The sequence below is a fragment of the Vibrio sp. CCUG 15886 genome (genome assembly GCF_028570825.1).
Lineage (GTDB): Bacteria > Pseudomonadota > Gammaproteobacteria > Enterobacterales > Vibrionaceae > Vibrio > Vibrio vulnificus_B.
On record NZ_JAQQBT010000001.1, the window covers coordinates 1,385,062 to 1,400,890 of the forward strand.

General features: G+C 47.4%; 12 protein-coding genes. 5 read left to right on the top strand and 7 right to left on the bottom strand.

Annotated features, from left to right (window positions below):
• Nucleotides 1-22 precede the first annotated feature (22 nt).
• Nucleotides 23-3,634 carry a pullulanase-type alpha-1,6-glucosidase gene (pulA, locus tag PQQ36_RS05900; RefSeq protein ID WP_273660557.1) on the bottom strand — a complete coding sequence of 1,204 codons (3,612 nt, stop codon included), beginning with the start codon at nt 3,632-3,634 and terminating at the stop codon, nt 23-25.
• A 422-nt stretch (nt 3,635-4,056) separates the two neighbouring features.
• On the opposite strand from pulA, the gene PQQ36_RS05905 reads away from it, so the two are divergent.
• The 5 genes from PQQ36_RS05905 (at nt 4,057) to pdxY (ending at nt 10,131) form a co-directional block, all read left to right on the top strand.
• The gene (locus PQQ36_RS05905; protein WP_015727366.1) at nt 4,057-4,287 is read left to right on the top strand and encodes a hypothetical protein; all 231 of its coding nucleotides are present in this window, start codon (nt 4,057-4,059) and stop codon (nt 4,285-4,287) included.
• 189 nt (nt 4,288-4,476) lie between these two features.
• Nucleotides 4,477-4,923 (top strand): XRE family transcriptional regulator, encoded by a 447-nt coding sequence (locus tag PQQ36_RS05910; RefSeq protein WP_273660559.1) that lies wholly within the window; start codon nt 4,477-4,479, stop codon nt 4,921-4,923.
• A gap of 412 nt (nt 4,924-5,335) precedes the next feature.
• Nucleotides 5,336-7,516: an ornithine decarboxylase SpeF gene (speF, locus tag PQQ36_RS05915; protein ID WP_011151494.1), complete on the top strand. Its 2,181-nt coding sequence runs from the start codon at nt 5,336-5,338 to the stop codon at nt 7,514-7,516.
• 65 nt (nt 7,517-7,581) lie between these two features.
• Nucleotides 7,582-8,892: a putrescine-ornithine antiporter gene (gene potE, locus PQQ36_RS05920; RefSeq protein ID WP_017421711.1), complete on the top strand. Its 1,311-nt coding sequence runs from the start codon at nt 7,582-7,584 to the stop codon at nt 8,890-8,892.
• 366 nt (nt 8,893-9,258) lie between these two features.
• A complete protein-coding gene (gene pdxY / locus PQQ36_RS05925) occupies nt 9,259-10,131 on the top strand; it encodes a pyridoxal kinase PdxY (protein ID WP_273660561.1) in 873 nt (290 codons plus the stop codon).
• 52 nt (nt 10,132-10,183) lie between these two features.
• On the opposite strand, the gene sstT is transcribed toward pdxY, so the two are convergent.
• The 6 genes from sstT to PQQ36_RS05955 form a co-directional block, all read right to left on the bottom strand.
• Complete coding sequence (gene sstT / locus PQQ36_RS05930; RefSeq protein WP_011151497.1) at nt 10,184-11,404, bottom strand: serine/threonine transporter SstT; 1,221 nt, start codon at nt 11,402-11,404, stop codon at nt 10,184-10,186.
• Nucleotides 11,405-11,686: 282 nt separating this feature from the next.
• Entirely contained in the window at nt 11,687-12,748 is a 1,062-nt protein-coding gene (gene rsgA, locus PQQ36_RS05935) for a ribosome small subunit-dependent GTPase A (RefSeq protein WP_015727370.1), read from the bottom strand.
• A 305-nt stretch (nt 12,749-13,053) separates the two neighbouring features.
• On the bottom strand, nt 13,054-13,503 hold the full coding sequence (locus tag PQQ36_RS05940; protein ID WP_011151499.1) for a copper chaperone PCu(A)C: 450 nt from the start codon (nt 13,501-13,503) through the stop codon (nt 13,054-13,056).
• A gap of 1 nt (nt 13,504) precedes the next feature.
• Nucleotides 13,505-14,104 (bottom strand): SCO family protein, encoded by a 600-nt coding sequence (locus PQQ36_RS05945; protein ID WP_011082133.1) that lies wholly within the window; start codon nt 14,102-14,104, stop codon nt 13,505-13,507.
• Nucleotides 14,101-14,544: a hypothetical protein gene (locus PQQ36_RS05950; RefSeq protein ID WP_044024003.1), complete on the bottom strand. Its 444-nt coding sequence runs from the start codon at nt 14,542-14,544 to the stop codon at nt 14,101-14,103. The genes PQQ36_RS05945 and PQQ36_RS05950 overlap by 4 nt, the downstream gene beginning before the upstream one ends.
• A 135-nt stretch (nt 14,545-14,679) precedes the next feature.
• Nucleotides 14,680-15,600 carry a DUF368 domain-containing protein gene (locus PQQ36_RS05955; RefSeq protein ID WP_103270482.1) on the bottom strand — a complete coding sequence of 307 codons (921 nt, stop codon included), beginning with the start codon at nt 15,598-15,600 and terminating at the stop codon, nt 14,680-14,682.
• Nucleotides 15,601-15,829: the final 229 nt, after the last annotated feature.

Below are 15,829 nucleotides of genomic sequence, written 5' to 3' on the forward strand. Positions count from 1 at the left end.
TGTGTTTTCTACTAATAGAAACTTAACGCAGCTTCTCAAAGACCGCGACAGACCAAGCTGGAACCGTGAGTTTGCCATTCACGACTTGAGCCGCCTTATCTTGGTTCTTCGCCAGAGAATCATTGCCCGCATTGGTTTGCACTGAATGGAGCGTGTAGCCCGTTGCATCAAACTTGGCAAAGTCACTGACCATGGTTGGTGACGCGTTCACCACAATCACCACGCCATCACGTGTTGCATCAATGGTTGCATCGTGTTTATCACCGCTGTTATCGATGCTCATCACGATGAGGCCAGGCGTTTGTTCTGCACCTGTGTTGTGGAACGCAACGCGTTTGATGATTTCGCTGCCTTTACCTAGGGTAAACAGGCCAGAAGAAGCACGTAGCGCGGCCAGTTCGTTAAAGAACTTGTCCATGTTATCGATGTCTGTGGCACTTGGCATAGCGCGATCGCTTGAGCCAGTGATCACGGCATCGATGATCGCCCAGTTACTGCCGTCTTTGTCTTCGCGTGGCAGGCCAACATTCCAGTTGTTGTCTTGCTTAGTGAAGTCAACGCGGTTGTACCAATCACCTGAGTCATACGAGTCGCGCTGCATCGATTTAGAACGCAGCAGCTCACTACCCATATGGATAAATGGCACGCCTTGGCCTAGCATCGCGGTAGACAAACCAACCGCTTGCATACGTGTGCGCTCTGCGGCCGTGGTCGCATAGGCAATCTTGTACTGGTTGTTGTCCCACAGGGTTTGGTTGTCATGTTTGGAGACGTAGTTCTGGATTTCCCACGCATCTTGCGCGTAACCTGCGGGTTGGCCGTTGTAATCCAACTCAGCACCAGTGATCGCTTTGCCTTTGCTATCGGTGAATGGGAAGGCTTTTAAGTTGCCCGCCATGCCCAAACGAGTCAGATCGGCAAGGTGTAGCGCGGTTGTCTTCAGCGCGGCGTTTTGCTCGTTCTTATCATTCACTTGAACGTAGATGCCGTTACCAAAGCCTTGATTTGAGCGAAGCGAATCTTGGCTGTCGAATGGGCCACCTCCGCGCACCGCATCACGAAGACGATCCGAGAACGAACCAATGCCCGTACCCGCAAGGTTCAACTGAGTGGCTTGTTTGAACATGCGATCGTTACCCACTTCACCGAAGTTCCAACCTTCACCGTAGAAGTAGACATTTGGATCGACGGCTTTAGCAGCAGCCAAGGTTTGCTGCATTTGCGCCAGTGGATGATGGCCCATCAAATCCCAGCGGAACGCATCGATCTTGTACTCTTTCACCCAAGTGCTAATGGAATCGTCAATCAGCTTGGCAAACATCTGGTTTTCCGGCGCCGTGTTAGAACAACAGGTCGATTGCTCCACCGCACCCGAGAACTCGTTCAGGCGTTGGTAGTACCAAGGCACAATGCGATCCAAGACCGATTTGGACGACACCCCTGATTCGTTGGTGTGGTTGTAGACCACATCCATCACCACGTTCATGCCGATCTCTTTTTTCACCGACATCACCATTTCACGGAACTCTTTGATTCTTACCATGCCTTCAGCATCCGATGAATAAGAACCTTCTGGCACCGTGTAGTGGAATGGATCGTAACCCCAGTTAAATGAGTCGAGGTTGCGCACATGGCTGTTCAAACGTTGCACCACCGCGCTCTCTTTGCTGTCTTTTTTCGCCAGTGTTTCAAACACTGTGCTCAGCGTTTCATTGCTGTCGCAGTAGTTGCCGAAATCGGCATCGTTTTTCACGCTTGCATCCAGTTCACACAACTTAGCAAAGGGCTGATTAATGTTCGCCACTTTGGTTGGATCTTCATTGATGGTCGCAATATCAAAGGTTGGCAGTAGATGTAAGTGCGTGACGCCCGATTGAGCCAGTTTTTTGAGATGCTCGACAGGCGCTGTGCCCGCTTGAGTAAACGCTTTGTACTTACCACGATTGGCTTCGGCCGTTGAGTCATCCAGTGCAGAGAAGTCACGAATGTGCGCTTCATACAAGACAAACTCGGCTGGGTTTGCTTGGTTGTGTGGTGCAGCAAGGGCATCCCATCCAGACGGCTTGAGCTCCGCGTTGGCCAAATCCACCACTTGGCTGTATTCCGAGTTCATCGAGAGGCTCAAGGAATAGGGGTCGGTCACTTGGTAGGTTTCGACCTTGTCTGTGGCTGGGTGGTAAACCGTGACTTCGTAGCGGTAGAAATCACCGTGTTTGAGTGCGGTGTGTTCTGCTACCCAGGCACCGCTGGTGGCATCAAATGTCATTGCAACGGCGGTTTGCGCTTGCTTTTCAGCATTGTACGGGACCAGCTTGACGCTCTGCGCCGTTGGTGCCCAAAGGCGGAATGTGGTGGTGCTGTCTGGGTTGATCACCGCGCCATAACTGAGCTTGGTCGCGGCCGCGGCGTAGAGTGCATCCAACGCGCTGGCAGGTTGGACTTCGGTTGCTTTAATAACGCCTGTCGCATCGCTGGCCACCAAGATCAATTGACCTTTCAGCAGATCTTTCAGCGCGTTACCTTCGCCACTAAAGTCCATTTCAAAACCAATAAAATCGTTGCTCAGATGTGGCTTGGTTTTGTTCCAATCGCTGCTCGCCGCTTTGCTTGAAGTGATTTGTTTGGTTGCACCCGTGACTTTTTTGCTGGCGCTATCGAAGGCCAGTTCACCGCTTTCAGAGTAGTAGAGTGTGACGCTGGTAGCGTCTTTGGCGTTGACCAGAATTACGCTGTCATCGGCAAAAATCGCGCTCGCGCCCGCCAGTTCAACTTGTGCCACAGGCTTTTGTGCCAATGCGGTGTAGTACACCTTGTTGGTGCCTTTAAATACAAACGCGACATTGCCAATCGCGGTGGTTTTATCAAACTCAAACTTAAGGTCTGAAGTTTGGTAGTCGCCGTTGGATTTGTTGTTTGGGATGATGTTGATGCAACCCTCTGCGCCTTTCACTGGCAGATCCCAATAGGGTCCGTACACATCACTAAAGCCTGTGGGTTCCATACCTGGCCATGAAGTGTCGTTGCCATCAAAAGCGCCACAGGTGTCGTTGTTCCAAACGTGTAAGGTGAAGTGGCCTTCATCGCCATCTGGCGTGTTCATGTAAACGCGTGCCGTGTTGGCCGGGATGTCAGAAGTTGAGATCAGCTCTGGGTAAACGGCGGCCACACCTTGTTGGGTGTAGACGGCGTTATTTTTGCCTGTTTGGGTCAGATCGAGTTTGGCATCAAAATCGCCAAGGGGTTTTGCCCCATCTACACGAGGAATAAAGTTGATGCACTGGGTCGCTTCGCTGCGCACTTGCAGATCCCAGTAGGCACCAAACTTATCGTCCACGCCAGTGGGTTTAATACCTGTGCCCCAATCATCATGGCCTTCATCGGTTTCGGCGTAGCCGCCACAGGTGTCGTTGTTCCAAACGTATAAGCTCGCTTGGTCGTAAGCGCTGCTGTCAGCGGCTGCTCGAGTTGCAGTTTCGCTCGCTTTGAAATAGACACGAGCCACTTTGCCAGTGTCTGGTTGTGGGTTCGCCGTCTCGCCATCGTTAGAAGAGTTACAGCCAATGAGTAAAGAGGTTGCCATAAGCGGCATGATGGCTTTCGCCACCACTGAGAGTTTGAGAGGTTGTTTGTTCACGTTCTATATCCATATGCGTAATTATAAAAAAGCCCAGATATGCTATGAATTTCGTTTGCCAGCAAAATGTGAGAAAACTCAGCAAAGATTTTTGTTATTGATAAATAACGCAATGCAGGTATGGGGATCACGAATGGTAGAAGGAGAAGGCGTGAAATGATGCACAAATTTAGGGCGTAGAAAGGGGGAGGATGAGGCGATTTTGTGAGCGATGCACGGAGGAAGACGTGCCGGAAGTTAAGTCACCCTCTCCGCTCAATGCGGAGCAGTTCACGATTTTTATCCGAGTTGTTTTTTATTGAAAATTAAGATCAACGTAATCACCAAAAAGCGCTTACAGTCTGTTATTGAGGAAATGCGCCGCATGGGGGCAGATTGGATGCGGCTGAATGGTTCATGATGGTTGCATGGGAGCGATACAGATGGCTATGGTTGCTGAATGCTGGCAGACAATAGCACGCCATTTTTTGACGAGTTTGCTGGTTATTTATTCGCATCGTCAACAGCATTGGTTACGAGTGATTGATGATGGTGAAAACTATGTAAAAAGGGGGGGATTCCCTCTTTATAAAATGCAATGTTTAATGCTCAATAAGTGGAAGTATTTAACCATTCTATGGTTTTTCTTTATTTGTATAAGTGAAAATATTTAATCATGTTTAATGTAAATAATGATTGTATTAAATTGTGCTTGTTGATTTTAAAATCAATTAGTAGCATGATAATAAAAAACAAATAGAACATACTGTTCGAATAAATACAATTGGAAGTGACTTTTATTGCATGTTTCAACAATGAACAGAGTACAACGTACTCGGTTTATTATTATTAGAGATTTGTGTATGTTGAGAATTATAAGTGCAGATAAGTTCATCTCTTCTCGGTTTATCTTGGAGTACAGCAAAGTGGAATTTGCCTCTTTGTTGGGAGTCTCTGTTGCCAAAATAACCAATATAGAGAGTGGAAAATCTTCAATTCCCCCTGTTTACGACTACGCCATCAATTATCTACTCAGTGAACATCCTTTTAAGGAGAGTGCCATGGAAGCGTTATGCTCCCATGAAACACTGAATTTTGCTCGCCGTATAGACACCAATAACAAGGTTCAAAGGTTGTCTTGTAAGCGTTGCGATAGCCGTCGGTTGCACGTTATGGCAGGCGTGAGTGGGTTGTACTTTGTTGAATGTATGGACTGCAAGCATACGATGTACTCATCGGGCATAGCAGTGAAACGGTATCTACAGTGGTCGAACAATGGCGTTAAGCTGGATAGTCATCTATTTAACTGATTTTGTTTCTTTTCCCTACAATAAATGAAAAGCCATTAGCAGAAATGTTGATGGCTTTTTTGTTTGTGGTTTATAAAATGTTAAATGATATGTTTTTATTTATCGCTAATAAATCAAATACAAACAATATAGAGTGATGAAAATCGCAAAATTTTATTTTCTTTTAATTCTATTTCTATTTGTCACTGGTTTGGTCACAGAATTTCTTATCTGAATTCAAATTTAGTCTCAATCCAATATCATTGGCTTATAGAAAGGAAAGTGATAAAGATCGCGAAATTTTATTTCGATTAAATAAGGTTTTTAATTATGAACGAATAGTCACGAAATTTGTTTTTTAAATTTTAAATCTAAATTCCATTTGTAATATCTGTGCTTGTCGTTTTTAAAGAACAAATAAGAGATATTTAAAATGAAGCGTTTAGTTATTGGTGTTAGTAATTACATGCCAGAAGATTTTAGTTTATTAGCTGAATCTTTAGATGAACAATTTAATCGTCATCTTCATCCTTTAGAGCAAGTAGAATTAACCGATGTTGGTGCTGCCATTATTACGTCGGCAGATATTAAGGCTGGTCTACACAAAGTGATTTCTGAAACGGGTTATGGCATTCCTGTTTTCTTGGTCACAGATGAAAACCCAGTGTCAGCCGAAGATTACGTATGGTTAACCGGCGTTATCGATTTAGAAAGACAATCCATTGAATACTACTGTCGCCAAATCAATGAAGCGGTAACCAAATACGAATGCCGCCTATTGCCGCCTTTCTTCAAACAACTGACGCACTACGTGGAAATGGGCAACTCTGCATTCGACTGTCCAGGACACCAAGGCGGTCAGTTCTTCAAAAAACACCCAGCAGGTAAACAGTTCTACGATTTCTTCGGTGAAAACCTATTCCGTAGTGACTTGTGTAACGCGGACGTAGATTTAGGTGACTTGTTGATCCACGAAGGCTCTGCCCACCAAGCTCAAGCGCACGCAGCAAAAGTGTTCAACTCAGACAAAACTTACTTCGTACTCAACGGCACTTCGGCTTCAAACAAAGTGGTTTGTAACGCGTTAGTGACCGAGGGTGACTTGGTGATGTTTGACCGTAACAACCACAAATCAAACCACCACGGCGCATTAATCCAAGCGGGCGGTATGCCAGTTTACCTAGAAACGGCGCGTAACCCTTGGGGCTTTATTGGTGGCATGGATGAGCACTGTTTTGATGAAGAATACATCCGTGCCCAAATCGCCAAAGTATCACCCGAACGTGCGCGTGATGCGCGTCCATTCCGTCTTGCGATCATCCAATTGGGCACTTACGACGGTACCATCTACAACGCACGCTACGTGATGGATAAGATTGGTCATCTGTGTGACTACATCCTATTTGACTCAGCATGGGTGGGTTACGAGCAGTTCATTCCGATGATGAAAGACTGTTCTCCATTGCTACTGGATCTGAAACCAGAAGATGCGGGTGTGATCGTGACTCAGTCTGTTCACAAGCAACAAGCTGGCTTTTCTCAAACCTCGCAAATCCACAAAAAAGACCACCACATCAAAGGTCAGGCTCGCTACTGCAACCACAAACGCTTCAACAACGCGTTTATGATGCACGCGTCAACCTCACCTTTCTACGCACTGTTCTCCGCATTGGATGTGAACGCGAAGATCCACGATGGTGAAGCGGGTCTGCGCCTATGGCGTGATGCGGTGAAGACAGGTATCGAAGCGCGTAAAGAAATCCTCAAAAGTTGTGAGCTGATCCGTCCGTTCATTCCAGACCAAGTTGACGGTCAGCCATGGGGCAGCTACGACACGGATGTCATCGCCACCAATAAGAAATTCTTCATGTTTGAGCCAAACGCAAGCTGGCACAAATTCGAAGGTTACGGTGAAGGTCAGTACTTCGTTGACCCATGTAAATTGCTACTCACCACAGCCGGTATTGCTGAAGATGGTAGCTACGCAGACTTTGGTATTCCTGCCACGCTATTGGCGAACTTCCTACGTGAGAACGGCATCATCCCTGAGAAGTGTGACTTGAACTCTATCTTGTTCTTGCTCACTCCAGCAGAGGACATGGGTAAGATCCGTCATCTTGTGGCGCAAATTAACCGCTTCGAAAAATTCATTCGTGATGATGCGCCGCTAAACATTGTGCTGCCTCGCGTTTACGAAGCGAACAAAGAACGCTACCGCGGCTACACCATTCGTCAGCTCTGTCAGGAAATGCATGACATGTACAAAGAGCTGAACGTGAAACAGCTACAAAAAGCGATGTTCCGTAGCGAGTACTTCCCAACCATGGTGCACAAACCGGATGTGGCAACACGCAAATACTTCCGCGGCGAGTGTGATTACTTGCCGCTGAAAGAAGCGGTAGGTCGTGTCGCAGCAGAAGGTGCGCTTCCTTACCCTCCAGGCATTATCTGTGTGATCACAGGCGAAATCTGGACGCAACAAGTGGTCGATTACTTCTTATCTCTAGAAGAAGGCATCAACCGATTCCCAGGCTTCGCACCAGAGATTCAAGGTGTGTACCTAGAAGACGTCAATGGCCGTACCACCGCCCATTGCTACGCCCTTAAAGATTAATCTACCCCGTTCGCATCGTGACTTGGTTGTCGCGGTGCGAACCGTTTATTCGTGGAGAATAATTTATGAGTACTGAAACCAAAAAAATGTCGGTGGTGCAGCTAACCATTCTGACCTTCATCAACATGGCTGGCTCGGGCATCATTATGCTACCAAGTAAGTTGGCGCAAGTGGGCACGATTTCGATTCTATCTTGGCTGATCACCGCGGCGGGCTCATTGGCTCTTGCTTATGTATTTGCAAAGTGTGGTCGCTTTAGCAAACGTGACGGTGGGATGAACGGTTATGCCTCGTACGCGTTTGGTAAATCGGGTGCGTTTATGGCGGGTTGGACCTACGGCTTGTCATTGTTGATTGCCAACATTGCGATTGCGATTACTTGTGTCGGTTATGGTTCAGCTTTCTTCGAAGTGACTTTGTCGCCAGTAGAGACCTGTCTGTACACCATCGCGATCCTTTGGATTTGTACCTTCGCTAACTTTGGTGGTGCGAAGATCACGGGTCAAATCGGCTCGTTTACGGTTTGGGGCGTTATCCTTCCTGTGTGTTCTTTGGGAATTGTGGGTTGGTTCTGGTTTAACCCAACCATGTACGTAGAAGCGTGGAACCCACATCATCTGCCATTTGGTGAAGCGGTGAGCGCATCCATTGCGATGACTCTTTGGGCGTTCTTAGGTTTGGAATCGGCTTGCGCCAACTCCGATGCGGTGGACAACCCAGAAAAGAACGTGCCGATTGCAGTATTGGGCGGCACCTTGATTGCGGCGGTGGTTTACATTGTTTCAACCAACATCTGTTCGGGCATTGTTGCGAATGCTGATCTTGCGGCCTCTACCGCGCCATTCTCAACAGTATGGACAGTGATGCTAGGCTCAACCGCCGGTAAAATGGTCGCGGGCATGGCGGTACTCGCTTGTGCCGGTTCACTACTGGGTTGGCAGTTCACCATTGCGTCGGTATTCAAATCCTCTTCGGATGCTGGCTTCTTCCCGAAATTGTTCTCTGAAGTTGATAAACGCGGCACCCCCATCAAAGGGATGGTGGCCATTACGGTTATCCAATCGGTGTTGTCTTTAATGACCATCTCACCCACATTAAACGAGCAATTTGAAGCGCTGGTGAACCTCGCGGTAGTAACCAACGTGATTCCTTACATTCTCTGTATGGGCGCAATCTTCATCATGCAGCAAGTGGCGCACGTGCCTGAGCGCGAAATGAAGACAACGAATATCATTGCGCTAGTCGGTTCTCTATACAGCTTCTACGCATTGTACGGCTCTGGCTACGAAGCCATGATGTGGGGTTCAATCGTTACCTTCTTAGGTTGGAGTGCTTATGGCTTGATCGCGGCCAAGCATGAACCTTTAGCCAATTAAACATCATCGAGAAAGAGCCTTCCCCAACTTAATGTGGAAGGCTCGTTTTTTTTCATTTTATACGTGACTATTTACAACACGGTGAAAACTGATTTTCAACAATTAGCAGACGCCAATCCCTCAAGCGGCTGTTACACTCGACGCCGATACCTTTGTAGTTGCTTGAGCGAGTTGATGAGTGTTTGCCCTCCCGCTTGAAAAGACAGAGAGAAATCAAGAGTCAGGTATGGATGACCAACTCTCAGCCCATTCGCTTCAGAATTGAGTTCGAGAATCTTGGTTTGTCGAATACACTACTGGTTTCGTAAATTGAGCGCTTGCCGCTGTCTTTGAACTATTGATAACAACAAGAAGAGGTTTGGTACTATGCGAGGTATCCTCTCCATCCAGTCACACGTTGCTTATGGCCATGCCGGTAACAGCAGTGCAGTCTTCCCAATGCAACGCATGGGCTTTGAAGTGTGGCCGATCCACACGGTTCAATTTTCTAACCACACCCAGTACCAAGAAGGTTGGACAGGGCGTGCGTTTTCGGCTGATGACATCAGCGAACTGGTTCGTGGCCTGAACAATATTGGCGCACTAGAGAAGTGCCAAGCGGTACTGACGGGCTACCAAGGCAGTGCTGAGCAATGTCTGGCCGTGGAAGATACGGTTACTAAAGTTAAACAAGCGAATCCTGACGCGCTTTACGTCTGTGACCCAGTGATGGGCGCGCCAGACAAAGGCTGTATTGTCGCCCCGGGGATTGCGGAAAACTTGTTAAACCGTCTCATGCCAATGGCGGACGTGATTGTGCCTAACCAGTTCGAGCTTAGCCAATTTGCCGAAATGGAAATCCACACTCTCGATGACGCGATCATCGCTTGCCAGCGTGCACTAGCAAAAGGCCCTAAAGTGGTGTTGGTGAAACATTTATACTGCCTGTCTGACGAGAGCTTCAACATGTTGTTGGCCACGCAAGAAGGCACTTATTTAGCGAAGCGCCCTCATTTCGAATTTGCTAAAGCACCCGTTGGCGCAGGTGATTTGATTTCGGCGATTTTCACTGCGGGCCTATTGAAAGGTTGGACACCAAAACAAGCGTTCCAGCATTGCCATGATGCTTGCTATGGTGTATTGAATGCGACTCACCAAGCCGGTGAGTGGGAGCTGCAAACCATCGCAGCACAGCAAGAGTTCGTTGAGCCTAGCAAGCACTTTCCGCTGGAAGAAGTGACGTTAAAAACGGTTGAATAGAAAAAGGAGCCATCTAAGGCTCCTTTTTATTGAGACTAATGGTGAGGCAAGATTAACCTTTTGCTTTCTGTGCTTCTGACTCACAGACTGCGGCAGTAAATACCACGTCCGTTGAGCTGTTTAGCGCCGTTTCAGCAGAATCTTGAATCACACCGATGATGAAGCCAACCGCGACCACTTGCATCGCGATGTCGTTTGAAATACCAAACAGGCCACACGCAAGTGGGATCAGGAGCAGAGAACCGCCAGCAACACCAGATGCACCACAAGCAGAAACGGCTGCAACCACGCTCAGTAGTAGCGCTGTCATCAAGTCTACTTCGATACCCATGGTATGAACTGCAGCCAGCGTCAGCGTGGTGATGGTAATGGCCGCACCCGCCATATTGATGGTTGCACCCAGTGGGATAGACACAGAGTACGTATCTTCGTCTAGTTTTAGTTTTTCACACAATGCCATGTTCACAGGGATGTTTGCCGCGCTCGAACGGGTGAAGAAGGCCGTTACACCACTTTCACGTAGGCATTGGAATACCAATGGATATGGGTTTTGTTTGGTTTTCACGTAAACCATAGCAGGGTTAACGATCAACGCAATGATCGCCATGGCGCTCAGCAGTACCACCAATAGGTGAGCGTAGCCAGCTAAGGCATCGAAACCTGTAGTAGCGAATGTAGACGCCACTAAGCCAAAGATACCAAATGGCGCAAGACGAATGATGAAGCGCACGATGTGAGAAACACTGTGGCTCAGGTCTTCAAATACCGCTTTGGTGGTGTCTGATGCGTGGTGAAGTGCCAAACCAAGGCCGACACCCCATGCCAAAATACCAATGTAGTTCGCGCTCATTAGTGCATTAACTGGGTTATCAACCAACTTGAACAGCAAGGTTTTGATCACTTCCATAATGCCTTGAGGAGGATTTGCCCCTTCAGCGCCAGTGACCAAGGTTAATGTCGTCGGGAACATGAAGCTCAAAACAACGGCTGTTAGAGCTGCAAAGAAGGTGCCCGCTAGGTACATCACAATGATAGGACGCATATGGGTGTGTTGGTTTTTCTTTTGATTAGCGATAGACGCGGCGACCAAAATGAACACAAGAATAGGGGCGATCGCTTTCAGTGCGCCGACAAACAAACTGCCTAGCATACCGACACTTTCCGCTGAGCTTGGTGAAACCAACGCGAGCGAGATACCGAGGATGATACCGACTAAAATTTGGATCACCAGATTGCCTCGGGCAAATCGGGCGATAAGACTGTTATGTTGCATACTTCATTCCTGCATTTATCAGAATTATGGTTATTTGAATAATCGTTTTATAGAACTAATAAAAATTCAGCCATTTTTATGCTGAATGGAACATATAGTAGCTTGGTAATATTTTGTGTCTAGTTTTAGTTTGTTTTTGGGGTTATTGTTTGTTCAATGTTGTGATGCATGGTTAAAAATGTTGAGTTATGGTGAATTTGGCCTAATGATTGGTAAGAAGAAAGCATAACCAAAGTGAATGAATGCCCACTTTGGTTATGAAAAAGTTACTAACCGTTGAGGTTAATAGGTGGTTTTGAGTTTTTGCTTGTCACTTTGAATATGACGACACATTTTGCCAAATTGCTTCATTCGGCTCCTTTGCTCTGCAAACGTTGAAGCGTTGTAGGCCTGTTCTCGTTGCAGCTTAAAGTAGTTTTGTAAACGTCGGGCTTCTAACGTGCCATTGTCAATCGCTTGTTGAACTGCGCATCCTGGCTCTTGCTGATGCTGACAATCTTTAAAGCGACAGTGTTGTGCGAGCGTTTCGATCTCAGCAAAGGTCTCGCTGACGCCTTCACTACAATCGGCAAGTTGCAGTTCACGCATTCCCGGTGTATCGATGATCAATGCACCATCAGGGATCATATGAACAGAGCGTGCCGTGGTGGTGTGGCGGCCTTTGCTGTCATCTTCACGAATTCCACCCGTTTGTTGGGTTTCTTCACCAAGTAAGGTATTGGTGAGTGTCGATTTACCCACACCAGAAGAACCAATAAATGCCACCGTTCTGCCTTTGGCACACCAAGGTTGTAATGCCGAGACGCTAGCTGGATCGAGCGCATTTACCGCCTCTACCCATAATGTTGCACTGAGCTGCTGAACCTGCGTAATGTTTTGCTCAGCCTGCGGAGATAAATCGGCTTTGGTGAGCACCACCACAGGCTCGATGTGCGCTTCTTTTGCAATGCTCAGATAACGCTCAATACGGCTGAGGTTAAAGTCATCATTGAGCGAGCAGACGATAAACAGTGTATCGACATTGGTGGCGATCAACTGCTCCGCGATTTTGCTGCCAGCCGCTTTGCGACTCAGTTCGCTTTGGCGTTCAAGTAGACGTTTAAACTGTTGCTGCTCATCAAGCAAAACCCAATCGCCAACCGTCATTTTCGGTTGTGCATGGTGAATAGCAAGGTGAAAGCGCCCTTGTTCACTGCAAAGCTGATAACCACTGCGATGATGAGCAACGATACGGCAGATCTGCGTATTTTCGTAATCTTCAAGCGTCAGTTGTTGTTGAAAAAATGGTTTCCAGCCTAGTTGAGTCAAAGTGTAAGGCTGAGAAGACGTCATTGTGTTGTTCATTGCGAATTTTCCCGGTGCGCAAAAGCACCCACTAAGTAATAGCTTCAGGGTTTCATTCGTAAATCAAATAGAATCACCCCGGTTTGACCGGGCAAATTGAGAAGGGAAGGGAGAAGTCGCGTAATGCGATAATAGAATTGAAAACGGACTTTCCGTTAACCCAACCATGCCCTTTGAGTTTGGTTTGTTACAATCATCAGAATTCCTCCAGTCAGTCATAGAAACCGCATGAGTATACGTTGCATAAAGAAAAGGAGCAAACTGAGTTGCTCCTTTTTTGCATTTTGCTGTCAGTTGCCAAGGACTTAGTGGCCTGAGTGCTGCATGCCTTTCATTACTTTTTTTACCGGCGCTTGGAAGGTCATCTTTTCACCGTTGGCGAAAGTCACCGTGACATCGATCTGCTCGCCTTCATTCAATGGCGCTTTGAGATCAAACAGCATGATGTGGAGGCTGCCCGGTTTGAGCACGGTCTTGCCTTTCGCTGGGATCTCAATCGAATCAACTTGACGCATCTTCATCACATCGCCTTCTTTGATGACGTCATGCAGTTCCACTTTGCCTGCTGCTGGCGTTTCTGCGGCAACAATCGTGCGCACGTTGTCACTACGGTTCATCAGTTCAACAAAGACCGCACTGTTCACGGCACCTGGGGCCATCGCTCGGGCATAAGGGTGGTGAGCCATGAGATCCATTTTGGCGCTAACCAACGGGCTGACAAGTAGTGCGGCAAGCGCGAGAGCTTTAAGTTTCATCCTAATTTCCTTGGGTTATCGTTTTTATTGCTTCCACAATCGGAGCGGGAGTTAAGGTGTGTGGCACTTTGGTGATCAAGGTGCCATCGGGCTGCAAAAAGTAGAAGTAAGAGCTGTGATCGAGCGTGTACTTCAACTCTGAGTCTTTTAGTTCTGTTTTGCGGAAAATGACCCCGTAGCGTTTGGCCAGTTCCGTGGTGACGTCCAGTGAAGAAGAGAGCCCTTCAATCATTGGGTGGAAATAGTGGGCGTACTGCGCAGAAAGCTTCGCGTCATCACGCTCTGGATCGAGCGAAATAAACAGAGGGCGCAGTTTCGCCTTGGTGGCATCGTCCAACTCGTTCAAAGCGCCAGAGAGCATCGCCAAAGACGTCGGGCACACATCTGGGCAGCGCGTAAAACCAAAATAGACCACACGGATGCGCGTATCTTCCGTGTCAAAAATGTTCACCGCTTGCTCATCTTGCCCATAGAGCATGGCTGCTGAGTGAGTTGGTGGTGTGGCTTCGTTTTCCACTTTACCTTGCAGATCCAAATAGCTTTTGAGTGCAAATCCAAGCACAAAAGCGACCACCAGAAAGAGAGACCAATTTTTACTCATCGTTGCATCCTTATTGCAGGGTAAACCGTGGTAGTACCGTCGGTAAGCTCGCCTAACCACGTCATGGCGTCGGTGGTGCAAACGGGCAGAATCACTTCACCGCGAAAAAGACCGGGTGAGGTTTGCTTTAAGATAAACTTTGGCGTGCCCATTTCCATTTCTAGCCCGCGCAGACTCAGCATAAGTTGCTCACCGCTTGTCGAAGGCCATTCCACCGTGATTTCACTGGCAATCAGCGGTTGCGCGGTATCGTTGCTTAACGTCATGCTTACCGCTTGCTGCGTGCAAGCTTGGGTTGAGAGCATGCAATAATCCTCTAACCGAGGCGCAGATTGAGCCACAGCGGTTGTGTCGGATGAAAACAGCTGTACGATGTCTTTGGCAAAGAATCCGCCTGAGAGAGCGACGATAAACGCGATAATTTTCAGTATGTTGTTCATTATTTTTGAAGCTGGAAGAAGCGTGAGGCGATCCTACCACATTCCATTTGAAACACTGCGACAGCCGTTGAAAATTGTGCGTTAGCAATAAAAAAGCGGAGAGGATTCTCCGCTTTGAACTGATTTAGGTTGGGGTTATTTTGCGTTGGCTTCGGCAAACTTCTCTAAACCCAGCACCAAAGCAATGGCGACCAGCGCCATAACAATCGCCATCACCCATTGCGAAGGTTGCGAGGTCAGCGCTTCGAACTCAAAAGGCGACAGGTTGTGTTGCACTAATGGCACTTGCTCACCTTTAGAATTCAAACGCCAGCTAATGGTCTCTTTCCAAGGCCAGATTTTCGGCAGTGTGCCGATCATCAATCCCGTTAAGAACATCAGAGTGAAATCGCGGAACTTGCGTAGCAGCCATGACAACACGTGAGAGAACGTCAGCAGGCCTGTTACACAGCCCACTAAGAACAGTGCCAGAATGTCAACTTGGAAGCTTTTAACAGCGCCAAGAACCGGCGCGTACATGCCAATGAGCAGCAGAATAAAGCTGCCTGAAATACCCGGTAGAATCATCGCGCAAATCGCAATCGCCCCCGCAATCAAGACATTGATGGACGTGGGTTCTAAATGAAGTGGTTTAAGCACGGTAATGCTGTAGGCAAACGCGATGCCGAGAAACAACAGAGCGAAACGAGTGAGGTCTTTTTTCTCAACCTGTTTGAGGATGTGATAAACCGATACCAAGATGAGACCAAAGAAAAACGACCAAATTGGAATAGGGTGATTGGCCAAAAGCCAAGTGATCAATTTGGCAAGTGTTGCGATACTGGTCAGTACGCCACCAAATAAAGCGATTAAGAAAAAGCCGTTAATGTGGTTAAACGCCGCCTTAAAGCCTTCTGCACGCCAGATTTTTATCACGCTAGGGTTAATGCGACGAATGCTTTCGAGCAAGGTGTCATAGATACCCGTAATAAACGCGATTGTGCCACCAGAGACACCTGGCACCACGTCGGCGGCGCCCATCGCTAAACCTTTTAAGAAAGTAAACAAATAATTCATGTCGTTGAAATCGTAAAAAAGCAGTGCAGCGAGTATACCCAGATTCATGTCAAAAAAGTATGAAATTACGTGGACATAACGCTCCCTGCCTTCGAACAATGGTCACGATTCTTATCCTTTATATTCATCGTATAAAATTTAAGCGCAACTGTATTCACAATGGCTATTTGCATAACTCTTTGCAAAATGCTTTTGCATAATGCAAAAATTATTTTAGCAAGAGTTAATA

Bases quoted from the DNA above. Each gene is read 5' to 3' on its own strand.
- PQQ36_RS05910 (WP_273660559.1), top strand. From the start codon at position 4,477: ATGTTGAGAATTATAAGTGCAGATAAGTTCATCTCTTCTCGGTTTATC.
- potE (WP_017421711.1), top strand. From the start codon at position 7,582: ATGAGTACTGAAACCAAAAAAATGTCGGTGGTGCAGCTAACCATTCTG.
- sstT (WP_011151497.1), bottom strand. From the start codon at position 11,404: ATGCAACATAACAGTCTTATCGCCCGATTTGCCCGAGGCAATCTGGTG.
- rsgA (WP_015727370.1), bottom strand. From the start codon at position 12,748: ATGAACAACACAATGACGTCTTCTCAGCCTTACACTTTGACTCAACTA.
- pdxY (WP_273660561.1), top strand. From the start codon at position 9,259: ATGCGAGGTATCCTCTCCATCCAGTCACACGTTGCTTATGGCCATGCC.
- PQQ36_RS05945 (WP_011082133.1), bottom strand. From the start codon at position 14,104: ATGAGTAAAAATTGGTCTCTCTTTCTGGTGGTCGCTTTTGTGCTTGGA.
- PQQ36_RS05905 (WP_015727366.1), top strand. From the start codon at position 4,057: ATGGCTATGGTTGCTGAATGCTGGCAGACAATAGCACGCCATTTTTTG.
- PQQ36_RS05940 (WP_011151499.1), bottom strand. From the start codon at position 13,503: ATGAAACTTAAAGCTCTCGCGCTTGCCGCACTACTTGTCAGCCCGTTG.
- PQQ36_RS05955 (WP_103270482.1), bottom strand. From the start codon at position 15,600: ATGAATTATTTGTTTACTTTCTTAAAAGGTTTAGCGATGGGCGCCGCC.
- PQQ36_RS05950 (WP_044024003.1), bottom strand. From the start codon at position 14,544: ATGAACAACATACTGAAAATTATCGCGTTTATCGTCGCTCTCTCAGGC.
- speF (WP_011151494.1), top strand. From the start codon at position 5,336: ATGAAGCGTTTAGTTATTGGTGTTAGTAATTACATGCCAGAAGATTTT.